This is a genomic window from Pseudomonas sp. BF-RE-25 (genome assembly GCF_019956105.1).
In the GTDB taxonomy this organism is placed as follows: Bacteria; Pseudomonadota; Gammaproteobacteria; order Pseudomonadales; family Pseudomonadaceae; genus Aquipseudomonas; species Aquipseudomonas migulae.
In genome coordinates this window covers 75,396-87,269 of the sequence record NZ_JAHBDB010000006.1, presented here as the reverse complement: position 1 = coordinate 87,269, position 11,874 = coordinate 75,396, and the positions used below count along the sequence as shown (strand labels likewise).

The window sequence follows — 11,874 nt, the reverse complement described above, 5'->3', positions numbered from 1 at the left end:
CGCAGCAAGCCTGAGAGGACTACACCGTGAGTCATTTACTGGATCAATTGCGGTTTTTCAATCGCAAGCAAAACGAGTTTTCCGAGGGTCATGGAGAGACCCGCAAAGAGTCGCGCGACTGGGAGAACGTCTACCGTTCGCGCTGGCAGTACGACAAGATCGTGCGTTCCACCCACGGGGTGAACTGCACCGGGTCTTGCTCGTGGAAGATCTACGTGAAGAACGGCCTGATCACCTGGGAAACCCAGCAGACCGACTACCCGCGTACCCGCAACGACCTGCCCAACCATGAGCCTCGTGGCTGCCCGCGTGGCGCCAGTTACAGTTGGTACATCTACAGCGCCAACCGGCTCAAGTACCCGAAAATCCGCAAGCCGTTGCTCAAGCTCTGGCGCGATGCGCGCCAGACCATGGCGCCGGTCGAAGCCTGGGCCAGCATTGTCGAGGACAAGGCCAAGGCCGACTCCTATAAAAGCAAGCGCGGCATGGGCGGCTTCATTCGTTCCAGCTGGGACGAAGTCAACGAGATTATCGCGGCGTCCAACGTCTACACCATCAAACAGTACGGCCCCGACCGGATCGTCGGGTTCTCGCCGATCCCGGCCATGTCGATGGTCAGCTACGCCGCAGGTTCGCGTTACCTGTCGCTGATCGGCGGCGCCTGCCTGAGCTTCTACGACTGGTATTGCGACTTGCCACCGGCCTCGCCGATGGTTTGGGGCGAGCAGACCGACGTGCCGGAATCGGCCGACTGGTACAACTCCAACTACATCATTGCCTGGGGTTCCAACGTTCCGCAGACTCGTACCCCCGATGCGCACTTCTTCACTGAAGTCCGTTACAAGGGCACCAAGACCGTGGCGATCACTCCGGACTATTCGGAAGTCGCCAAGCTCACCGACCTGTGGCTGAACCCCAAGCAGGGCACCGACGCGGCGCTGGCGCAGGCCTTCAACCATGTGATCTTCAAAGAATTCCACCTGGACAAACCGAGCGCCTATTTCACTGACTACGCCAAGCGCTTCACCGATCTGCCGGTGCTGGTGCTGCTCAAGCAAATGGCCGACAAGGCACCGGGCGCCGGTTACCAGCCGGACCGCTTCCTGCGCGCCAGCGACTTGACCGACAACCTCGGCCAGGAAAACAACCCGGAATGGAAAACCATCGCCCTGGATACCAGCGGCGAACTGGTGTCCCCTCAGGGCTCCATCGGTTATCGCTGGGGCGAGAAGGGCAAGTGGAACATTCTGCCGCGTGAAGGCGGCGAAGGTCGCGAGATCGATCTGAAACTGAGCCTGATCGGCGATGATGTGGCCGAAGTGGCGTTCCCGTATTTTGCCGGCGAGTCCCACGAGCACTTCCAGCACGTGGCCGGCGATGCCGTGCAATACCGTCGTGTGCCGGTGCACAGCCTCGTTCTGGCTGACGGCAGCGTGGCCAAAGTCGCCACCGTGTTCGACCTGTCGGCCGCTAACCTGGCGATCGACCGTGGCCTGGGTGGCGAAAACGTCGCCAAGGATTACAACGACGCCTCGGTGCCCGGCACCCCGGCCTGGCAGGAGCAGATCACCGGCGTCAGCCGCGAGAAAGCGATCCAGATTGCCCGTGAGTTTGCCGATAACGCCGACAAGACCAAGGGCCGCTCGATGATCATCGTCGGCGCGGCGATGAATCACTGGTACCACATGGACATGAACTACCGCGGGCTGATCAACATGCTCATGCTCTGCGGGTGTGTCGGTCAGACCGGTGGCGGTTGGGCGCACTACGTCGGCCAGGAAAAACTCCGTCCGCAATGCGGCTGGCTGCCCCTGGCGTTCGGCCTGGACTGGAACCGTCCGCCACGGCAAATGAACGGCACCAGCTTCTTCTACGCCCACAGCTCGCAGTGGCGCCACGAGAAGATGAGCATGCACGACGTGCTCTCGCCATTGGCCGACAAGTCGCAATTCCCCGAGCATGCGCTGGACTACAACATCCGCGCCGAACGCGCCGGCTGGTTGCCTAGCGCACCACAACTCAACACCAACCCGCTGCACATTTGCCGTGATGCCGCTGCTGCCGGCATGGAACCGAAAGACTACGTGGTCAAGTCGCTGCAGGACGGTTCGCTGCGCTTCTCTTGCGAGCAACCGGACAGCCCGGTGAACTTCCCGCGCAACATGTTCATCTGGCGCTCCAACCTGCTGGGCTCCTCGGGCAAGGGCCACGAGTACATGCTCAAGTACCTGCTCGGCACCAAGAACGGGGTGATGAACGAAGACATCGGCCAGGTCGGCGACTGCAAACCGGAAGAAGCCGAATGGGTGGACGAGGGCGCCATCGGCAAGCTCGATCTGGTGACTACGCTGGACTTCCGCATGTCTTCGACCTGCGTCTATTCCGACATCGTCTTGCCGACCGCGACCTGGTACGAAAAAGACGACATGAACACCTCGGACATGCACCCGTTCATTCACCCGTTGTCGGCCGCGATCGACCCGGCGTGGGAATCGCGTTCCGACTGGGAAATCTACAAAGGCATCGCCAAGGCGTTTTCCAGCATGGCCGAAGGGCACCTGGGCATCGAAAAGGATCTGGTGACCATTCCGCTGATGCACGACAGCGTCGGCGAGCTGGCCCAGCCATTTGGCGGCACCGACTGGAAAAGCGAAGGCGTGGCACCGGTGCCGGGTAAAAACGCACCGAACCTGCACGTGGTCGAGCGCGACTACCCGAACATCTACAAGCAGTTCTCGTCCCTCGGGCCATTGCTGGAGAAACACGGCAACGGCGGCAAGGGCATCAACTGGAACACCGAGGCCGAAGTGAAATTCCTCGGTGAACTCAATCACCACGAACGGGACGCCGGTATCAGCCACGGCCGTCCGAAAATCGACTCGGCCATCGATGCAGCGGAAGTGATCCTGTCGCTCGCACCGGAAACCAACGGCCACGTAGCGGTCAAGGCCTGGGCCGCGCTGTCGGAATTCACCGGCATAGACCACAGCCATCTGGCGGTGGGCAAGGAGCATGAGGCGATTCGCTTCCGCGACATCCAGGCGCAGCCACGCAAGATCATTTCCAGCCCGACCTGGTCGGGGCTCGAAGACGATCACGTCAGCTACAACGCCGGTTACACCAACGTTCATGAAGCCATTCCATGGCGCACCATCACCGGTCGTCAGCAGTTCTACCAGGATCACCCGTGGATGCAGGCGTTCGGCGAGCAGCTGATGAGTTACCGGCCGCCGGTCAACACCCGGACCATCGCCGGGGTGAAAGGCAAGCGCAGCAACGGCCACAAGGAAATCGTCCTGAACTGGATCACGCCGCACCAGAAGTGGGGCATCCACAGCACCTACAGCGACAACCTGCTGATGCTGACCTTAAGCCGTGGCGGCCCGATTGTCTGGCTGTCGGAGAACGACGCGAAAAGCGCCGGCATCGAGGACAACGACTGGATCGAGTGCTTCAACGCCAACGGTGCGCTGACCGCCCGTGCGGTGGTCAGTCAGCGGGTCAAGGACGGCATGGTGATGATGTACCACGCCCAGGAACGGATCGTGAACGTGCCCGGATCGGAAACCACCAAGACCCGTGGCGGCCACCACAACTCGGTGACCCGCGTCGTGCTCAAACCGACCCACATGATCGGTGGCTATGCCCAGCAGGCCTACGGTTTCAACTATTACGGCACGGTCGGTTGCAACCGCGACGAGTTCGTCGTGGTGCGCAAAATGTCCAAAGTCGACTGGCTCGATGGTTCGTCCGGTGATGACCTGCCGCGTCCTCTGCCGACCGATATCGAGGAGAACTGAGATGAAGATTCGCTCACAAATCGGCATGGTGCTGAACCTGGACAAGTGCATCGGTTGCCACACTTGCTCGATCACCTGCAAAAACGTCTGGACCAGCCGTGAAGGCATGGAATACGCCTGGTTCAACAACGTCGAAAGCAAACCCGGGATCGGCTACCCGAAAGAATGGGAAAACCAGGACAAGTGGAAGGGCGGCTGGATCCGCAATGCCAACGGCTCGATCAACCCGCGCATCGGCGGCAAGTTCCGCGTGTTGGCCAACATCTTTGCCAACCCGGACCTGCCGAGTCTCGACGACTACTACGAGCCGTTCGACTTCGATTACCAGCACCTGCACACCGCACCGCTGGGCGAGCATCAGCCGACGGCGCGCCCACGCTCGCTGGTCTCCGGCAAGCGCATGGAGAAAATCGAGTGGGGCCCGAACTGGGAAGAAATCCTCGGCACCGAATTCGCCAAGCGTCGCAAGGACAAGAACTTCGACAAGATCCAGGCGGACATCTACGGCGAGTACGAAAACACCTTCATGATGTATTTGCCGCGCCTGTGCGAGCACTGCCTCAACCCGGCGTGTGCGGCATCGTGCCCGAGCGGGGCGATCTACAAGCGTGAAGAAGACGGCATTGTCCTGATCGACCAGGAAAAATGCCGTGGCTGGCGCATGTGCATCAGCGGTTGCCCGTACAAGAAAATCTACTTCAACTGGAAAAGCGGCAAGTCCGAGAAGTGCATTTTCTGCTACCCGCGTATCGAAGCCGGGATGCCGACCGTGTGCGCCGAAACGTGCGTCGGTCGTATCCGTTACCTCGGCGTGTTGCTGTATGACGCCGACCGCATCAGCGAAGTGGCGAGCACCGCCAATGAGCAGGATCTGTACGAGAAACAACTGGAGATCTTCCTCGACCCGAATGACCCGGCGGTGATCCGTCAGGCCCTGGCAGACGGTGTACCGCAGTCGGTGATCGATTCCGCCCAGCGTTCGCCGGTGTACAAAATGGCCGTGGACTGGAAACTCGCGCTGCCGCTGCACCCGGAATACCGCACCTTGCCGATGGTCTGGTACGTACCGCCACTGTCGCCGATTCAAAACGCCGCAACCGCTGGCACCGTCGGCATGAACGGGGTGATTCCGGACGTCGACAGCCTGCGTATTCCACTGAAGTACCTGGCCAACCTGCTGACCGCCGGCGATGAAAAACCGGTCAAGCGTGCGCTGAAACGCTTGCTGGCGATGCGTGCCTACAAGCGTTCCGAGCAAGTCGATGGTGTGCAAGACCTGCAAGTGCTGGCAGACGTCGGTTTGAGCGTGGACCAGGTCGAGGAAATGTACCGCTACCTGGCCATCGCCAACTATGAGGACCGCTTTGTGGTACCGACCGCCCACCGCGAAGACGCCATGAGCGACGCCTTTGCCGAACGCTCCGGTTGCGGTTTCAGTTTCGGCAGCGGTTGCAGTGGCAGCTCCGACACCAACATGTTCGGCGCGAAAAAGGCCAACCGTCGCGACGTCCTGAAAACCGTGCAGTTGTGGGAGGAATGAGCATGCAAATTCTCAAAGTGATTTCGCTGCTGCTCGATTACCCGACTGAAACGCTGATCAGCGGCCGTGACGAACTGGAGCAGGCGATCATTCAATCGCGGGAAATCAGCCCGAAGCAGCGCGGTGCGTTGTTCGAGTTGCTGGAGCTGATCTGCGCCAATGACCTGATGGACGGGCAGGAGCACTACGGTGCGCTGTTCGGTCGGGGGCGCGCGCTCTCGTTGCTGTTGTTCGAACACGTGCACGGTGAGTCCCGCGACCGTGGCCAGGCCATGGTCGACATGATGGCGCAGTACGAAGACGCCGGTTTTGCCATCGGCGTCAAAGAGCTGCCGGACTACATCCCGTTGTACCTGGAGTTTCTGTCCACTCGCGAAGACATTGAGGCCCGGGAGGGCCTGGCGGATGTCTCGCACCTGCTGGCCTTGCTCGCGGCGCGTCTGGAGGAGCGTGAAAGCGCCTACGCCAGTTGCTTCCGGGCGCTGCTGCAGATTGCCGGCTCCGAACCGCATCAGGCCGTGGCCGACCTGCGTGAGCAGGTCGCGGCGGAAGTGCGCGACGACTCGCTCGAAGCCCTCGACAAAATCTGGGAAGAGGAGGCCGTGGACTTTCTCCAGGCCGAACAGCAGGACCGTTGCGGTTCGCTGCCAAGCGCGCCGGGCAAGGCCCGGGAAGAAAGCGCGGTGCCGTTGCACTGGGTGGATTTTCAGCATGAAGGACTGGCCTCCGCGCCAGTCCAGGAGGTAGGCAATGTCTAAATGGAACCTGTTGTTGTTCGGGATTTATCCCTATATCGCTTTGGCCATTTGCCTGATCGGCAGTTGGGCCCGCTTCGACCTGTCGCAGTACACCTGGAAGGCGGGCTCCAGCCAAATGCTCAACCAGCGCGGCATGCGCGTGGCGAGCAACTTCTTCCACATTGGTGTGTTGTTCGTGCTGGCCGGGCATTTCGTCGGCCTGCTGACGCCTGCGTCGGTTTATCACCATGTCATCAGCACTGAGAACAAGCAGTTGCTGGCGATGGTGTCCGGCGGGTTCTTCGGCCTGTTGTGCCTGATCGGCCTGCTGATGCTGGTCAACCGGCGCCTGAGCGACCCTCGGGTCCGCGCCACGTCCAGTACGTCGGACATCCTGATTCTGCTGGTGCTATTGGCGCAGTTGCTGCTCGGCCTGCTGACCATCGTTGCGTCCACCGCGCACATGGACGGTTCGGTGATGGTGATGCTCGCCGACTGGGCGCAGAACACCGTGCTGTTGCGGCCGACGGAAGCGGCGGCCTCCATCGCGCCGGTCGGGCTGACCTACAAGCTGCACGTGTTTCTCGGCCTGACCCTGTTTGTGCTGTTCCCCTTCACCCGTCTCGTACATGTGATCAGTGCACCGGTCTGGTACCTGGGACGCCGTTATCAAATCGTTCGGCAGAAATTCTGAGGAGACAATCATGTCAGGTGGATGTGGATGTGGCGGTGGTAACGGCGGCAGCGGTGGCTGCGGATCTTCCAAACAAGTAGAGGCTGTGGTGCCGGACGATGTCGCGCCGTTTGAAGAGCTCGCGGTTGAGCCTGCGGCGGCCGATGACGCGCCCGCGCAGTTGATCGCCAGCAGCGAGCAGGAATGGCCGATCATCAGCGTCAACGAGGTGGTGATCACCCCGGAAGCGATGGCCCAGGAGCTGCAATATCACCCGGCCGAAAGCCGCGAAGAGGCGGTGTATCTGGCCGCCAAGGCGCTGGTGATCCGCGAGTTATTGCAGCAGCGCATTGCCGAACTGGGCGTGTCGCTGGAGGTCGGTGCCGGTGAGAACGAAGAGGAAGCCGCCACGCGCTTGTTGCTCGAACGCGAGGTGATCGTGCCGCAATGCGACGAGCAAACCAGCCTTCGTTACTACGAAAACAATCGCGGGCGCTTTCACAGCGCGCCGTTGCTGGCGGTGCGGCACATCCTGCTGGAGTGCGCGCCGGACGATGCCGAAGCCCGCGAGTTGGCGCATGCCCAGGCAGAAATCCTGCTGCAACGGCTGGAAGACTTCCCCGGCAGCTTCGCCGAGCTGGCGGTGAAATATTCGGCCTGCCCGTCGAAAGCGCAAGGCGGTTCTCTGGGGCAGATCAGCAAAGGCCAGACCGTACCGGAACTGGAGCGGCAGCTGTTCACGCTGGCACCTGGGCTGGCCAGCAAACCACTGGAAAGTCGTTATGGCTGGCATGTGGTCAGCGTCGATCAGCGGATTGAAGGCATGCCGTTGCCCTATGAAGCGGTGTCGACGGCAATCCGCACGCAGTTGCAGCAGGGCGTCTGGCAAAAGGCCCTGGTGCAATACCTGCAAACCCTGATTGGCGCGGCGGATGTTCGCGGTATCCATTTGCAGGGCGCTGACTCACCGCTGGTGCAGTGAGCCTCAAGGCTAACCGGGAGATGTGATGAACGCTGTGATGCAGGATGGTTTTGGGCGGCAGATCGATTATCTGCGGATGTCGGTGACGGACCGGTGTGATTTTCGTTGTGTGTATTGCATGGCGAAAAACATGACCTTCCTGCCGCGTCAGCAGGTGCTCACGCTGGAGGAATTGCAGCGCCTGGCAACGTTGTTCGTCGGATTGGGCGTGCGCAAGATTCGCCTTACCGGCGGCGAGCCGTTGATCCGTCCCGGCATTGTCGATCTGTGTCGCAACATCGCCGCGTTGCCCGGTTTGCGCGAACTGGTGATGACCAGCAACGGCTCGCAGCTGGGCCGCCTGGCAAGGCCGTTGGTGGAGGCGGGTGTTAAACGGATGAACATCAGCCTCGACAGCCTGGACGCGCAGAAATTTCGCGCGATCACCCGCAACGGCGATCTCGATCAGGTGCTGGGCGGCATCGAAGCGGCGCGGGATGCGGGGTTTGAGCGTATCAAGCTCAACTGCGTGGTGATGAAGGGGCGCAACTTCGATGAGGTCCCGGCGTTGGTGCAATACGCCATCGACCAGCGCATCGATATCAGTTTTATCGAAGAAATGCCGCTGGGCGACGTCGGGCGATCACGGGGCGAATCGTTTTGTTCCAGTGATGACGTGCGCACGTTGATTGCTCAGCGTCATCGCTTGCTCGACAGCACGGAAAACAGCGGCGGGCCGGCGCGTTATGTGCGCCTGGAACGCCATCCCGAGACCCGGATCGGTTTCATTTCACCCAACAGTCACAACTTCTGCGGTACTTGCAACCGGGTGCGGATGACAGTGGAAGGCAAGCTGCTGTTGTGTCTGGGGCAGGACGATGCGCTGGATTTGAGAGGGTTGCTGCGGCGTTATCCGCTGGATGACCAGCCGGTGATCAATGCGGTGCACAAAGCGCTGCGCGGTAAACCGTTGCGCCATGATTTCACTCCGGAGGGGGATGTGCAGATTGTTCGGTTCATGAATATGAGTGGTGGTTGAGTAAGTCTGTGAAACAGAAAAAACCCCTGTGGGAGCGAGACCGGCTTGCCGGCGATGGCTTTGTGTCAGGCGAAGATTTTTTGATGGTGTACATATCCATTCCTGCGGTAACGGCCGCTAATGGTTTCGCTTTTACAGCGAGTCACTTGGAGAAGCGCCAAGTAACCAAGCGCTCTTGCCCCTTTCGTTCGGTGCCTCGCTAATGCTCGGCATGCCCTCGCTCCGGTCCTGCTCCGTGGGCCCGCCGCCATCGGCCATCCATGGCCGGGGGCGGCTAACCCGGCATCCATGCCGGGTTGCCCACTACGCAGAACCTGCGCTCGGCCTCTCGAGGGGGCGACTACCGCCACCGCCGCCGAGGCGGCCTGAAAGCCGACCTGGCTCTTTGGTGCGCGCGTTCCCTCATTCCGGATATGTACACCGATCCCCTGTAGGAGCCGGCTTGCTGGCGATGGCGTCCGTCCAGCCAATACATACGTTGACTGACCCACCGCTATCGCCAGCAAGCCGGCTCCTACACGGGGATTGGGTTCACACGATTCAAAATTGTAGGAGCCAGCTTGCTGGCGATGGACGTCAACGATAACGCGGAGTGTCTGAATGATCGCGGTGTCTGGGCGTTTTTCGCCGGCAAGCCGGCTCCTACAGGGAATCCCATACGCTTTTGATTTTCACCACTCATCAGGCCGAGCGTTAGCTCGCCTTCAGCTTTTGATCTGAGCGCCCCCTCGAGAGGCCGAGTGGAGGTTCTGCGCAGTGGGTAACCCGGCATGGATGCCGGGTTAGCCGCCCCCGGCCATGGATGGCCGATGGCGGCGGGCCCACGGAGCAGGACCGGAGCGAGGGCATGCCGAGCCTTAGCGAGGCACCGAACGAAAGGGGCAAGAGCCCTTGGTTACTTGGGGCTCTTCCAAGTGACTCGCCGTAAGGGCGAAACCGTCAGCCGCCATCACCACAACAACGGATCTACACACCAAAAACAAATGCTCAGCAATCACCGCCAAATCTTGATATCGGTCAATTGCAGATCCGTCCTTTGTCCGTAACCTCCACTGCATGTTGTGTTTTTAGATGAATAAAAATCTATATGTAGTATCTGGAGGCCGAATGCAAAGCACGCTGATCTCAGTAGGAAGTAACCGTTTGCACAAGCGCAACGGTGACCTGGTTGCCTTCGACGCCGACAAGATCCGTCAGGCGTTGATCGCTGCCGGCAGGGCAACCGGGGAATACACCGACGTTGAAGCCGAAGGCCTGCTCGAGGCCGTACTCGCCCGTCTGGAAGGGCTGCCGAGATTGCATGTCGAACAGATCCAGGACCGTGTCGAACGGGTGCTGATGGACGCCGGTTTTTTCTTCGCCATGCGCGCCTACATCGTCTACCGCGAACAGCACGGACGCTTGCGCCGCGACCGCCGGACCCTGGTCGAGGTCGCCACCTCCATGAACGAATACCTCGACCGTGAAGACTGGCGGGTCCAGGCCAACGCCAATCAGGGCTATTCCCTGGGCGGGCTGGTGCTGAACGTGTCGGGCAAGGTCACCGCCAACTACTGGCTGGACGAGGTCTACAGCGAAGCCATCGGCCAGGCCCACCGCGAGGCGGATTTGCATGTGCACGACCTCGACATGCTCGCCGGTTATTGCGCCGGATGGTCGCTGCGCACCCTATTGCACGAAGGGCTCAACGGTGTGCCGGGACGGGTCGAAGCCGGTCCGCCGAAGCACCTGAGCAGTGCCCTGGGGCAGATGGTGAATTTCCTTGGCACCCTGCAAAACGAATGGGCCGGTGCCCAGGCGTTCAGTTCGTTCGACACCTACCTGGCGCCCTATGTGCGCAAGGACCAACTGGGTTTCGAGCAGATACGCCAAGCGATCCAGGAGTTCATCTACAACCTCAACGTCCCGTCGCGCTGGGGCACGCAAACGCCCTTTACCAACCTGACCTTCGACTGGGTTTGCCCGCAGGATCTGCGTGAGCAGATCCCCATCATCGGCGGTGAGGAAATGCCGTTTGCCTATGGCGACCTGCAAGCCGAAATGGACCTGCTCAACCGCGCCTACATCGAGGTGATGCAGGCCGGCGATGCGAAAGGGCGGGTGTTCACCTTTCCGATCCCGACCTACAACATCACCCATGATTTTCCATGGGACAGTGAAAACGCTGACCGCCTGTTCGAGATGACCGCGCGTTACGGCCTGCCGTATTTCCAGAACTTCCTCAATTCGGACATGCAGCCCAATCAGGTACGTTCGATGTGCTGCCGCTTGCAACTGGACGTGCGCGAGTTGCTCAAGCGCGGCGGCGGTTTGTTCGGTTCGGCGGAACAGACCGGATCGCTCGGCGTGGTGACCATCAACTGCGCGCGACTGGGTTATGTGTTCAAGGGTGATACCAGCGGTTTGCTCAAGCGTCTGGACACGCTGATGGAACTGGCGATGGAGAGTCTGGAGGTCAAGCGTAAGGTGATTCAGCATCACATGGACGCCGGTTTGTACCCGTACACCAAGCGTTACCTCGGCACCTTGCGCAACCATTTCTCGACCATCGGCCTCAACGGCCTGCATGAAATGCTGCGCAATTTCAGCGGCGACAAGGAGGGCATGCACACCGAGCACGGCCGGCAGTTTGCCCTGAGGATGCTGGACCATGTGCGCGCCACGCTCGTGCGTTTCCAGGAAGAAACCGGCCACCTCTACAACCTCGAAGCGACGCCGGCCGAGGGCACTACCTACCGTTTCGCCAAGGAAGACCTCAAGCGCTATCCCGACATTCTCCAGGCCGGCAGCGCGCAGGCACCGTATTACACCAACTCCTCGCAACTGCCCGTGGGCTACACCGAAGACCCCTTCGAGGCCCTGGAACTGCAAGACGAATTGCAATGCAAATACACCGGCGGGACGGTCTTGCATCTGTACATGGCCGAGCGGATTTCTTCGACCCAAGCCTGCAAGCAACTGGTGCGCAAAGCCCTCGGGCGGTTCCGCCTGCCGTACCTGACCGTGACCCCGACATTCTCCATCTGCCCGGTGCACGGCTACCTCGATGGCGAGCACGAGTTCTGCCCCAAATGCGACGAGATCCTGCTGCTCAAAGAACAGCAAACCGGCACCGTTCACTGAT

7 protein-coding genes are annotated in these 11,874 nt (G+C 60.6%); all 7 read left to right on the top strand.

Features of this window, described 5'->3' with window-relative positions; genetic code table 11:
- The first annotated feature begins 26 nt into the window (after window positions 1–26).
- The 7 genes from KGB24_RS03460 to KGB24_RS03430 all read left to right on the top strand — a co-directional run bounded on the left by KGB24_RS03460 (window position 27) and on the right by KGB24_RS03430 (window position 11,873).
- Window positions 27–3,800, top strand: a complete 3,774-nt coding sequence (locus tag KGB24_RS03460; RefSeq protein ID WP_223413837.1) for a nitrate reductase subunit alpha — start codon at window positions 27–29, stop codon at window positions 3,798–3,800.
- Between the two features lies 1 nt (window position 3,801).
- Window positions 3,802–5,340 (top strand): nitrate reductase subunit beta, encoded by a 1,539-nt coding sequence (gene narH, locus KGB24_RS03455; protein WP_008030993.1) that lies wholly within the window; start codon window positions 3,802–3,804, stop codon window positions 5,338–5,340.
- A 2-nt stretch (window positions 5,341–5,342) separates the two neighbouring features.
- Window positions 5,343–6,098, top strand: a complete 756-nt coding sequence (narJ, locus tag KGB24_RS03450; RefSeq protein ID WP_008030997.1) for a nitrate reductase molybdenum cofactor assembly chaperone — start codon at window positions 5,343–5,345, stop codon at window positions 6,096–6,098.
- Complete coding sequence (narI, locus tag KGB24_RS03445; RefSeq protein ID WP_008030998.1) at window positions 6,091–6,771, top strand: respiratory nitrate reductase subunit gamma; 681 nt, start codon at window positions 6,091–6,093, stop codon at window positions 6,769–6,771. Before narJ ends, narI begins: the two co-directional genes overlap by 8 nt.
- A gap of 10 nt (window positions 6,772–6,781) precedes the next feature.
- A complete protein-coding gene (locus tag KGB24_RS03440) occupies window positions 6,782–7,732 on the top strand; it encodes a peptidylprolyl isomerase (RefSeq protein ID WP_008043734.1) in 951 nt (316 codons plus the stop codon).
- 25 nt (window positions 7,733–7,757) lie between these two features.
- Window positions 7,758–8,750: a GTP 3',8-cyclase MoaA gene (gene moaA / locus KGB24_RS03435; protein ID WP_223413838.1), complete on the top strand. Its 993-nt coding sequence runs from the start codon at window positions 7,758–7,760 to the stop codon at window positions 8,748–8,750.
- Between the two features lie 1,107 nt (window positions 8,751–9,857).
- Window positions 9,858–11,873 carry a ribonucleoside triphosphate reductase gene (locus tag KGB24_RS03430; RefSeq protein WP_008032936.1) on the top strand — a complete coding sequence of 672 codons (2,016 nt, stop codon included), beginning with the start codon at window positions 9,858–9,860 and terminating at the stop codon, window positions 11,871–11,873.
- The last annotated feature ends 1 nt before the right edge of the window (window position 11,874 follow it).

What these genes read in the sequence shown, in the direction of transcription:
- narH (WP_008030993.1), top strand. Translation starts at nt 3,802, where the DNA reads ATGAAGATTCGCTCACAAATCGGCATGGTGCTGAACCTGGACAAGTGC.
- narJ (WP_008030997.1), top strand. Translation starts at nt 5,343, where the DNA reads ATGCAAATTCTCAAAGTGATTTCGCTGCTGCTCGATTACCCGACTGAA.
- narI (WP_008030998.1), top strand. Translation starts at nt 6,091, where the DNA reads ATGTCTAAATGGAACCTGTTGTTGTTCGGGATTTATCCCTATATCGCT.
- KGB24_RS03440 (WP_008043734.1), top strand. Translation starts at nt 6,782, where the DNA reads ATGTCAGGTGGATGTGGATGTGGCGGTGGTAACGGCGGCAGCGGTGGC.
- moaA (WP_223413838.1), top strand. Translation starts at nt 7,758, where the DNA reads ATGAACGCTGTGATGCAGGATGGTTTTGGGCGGCAGATCGATTATCTG.
- KGB24_RS03430 (WP_008032936.1), top strand. Translation starts at nt 9,858, where the DNA reads ATGCAAAGCACGCTGATCTCAGTAGGAAGTAACCGTTTGCACAAGCGC.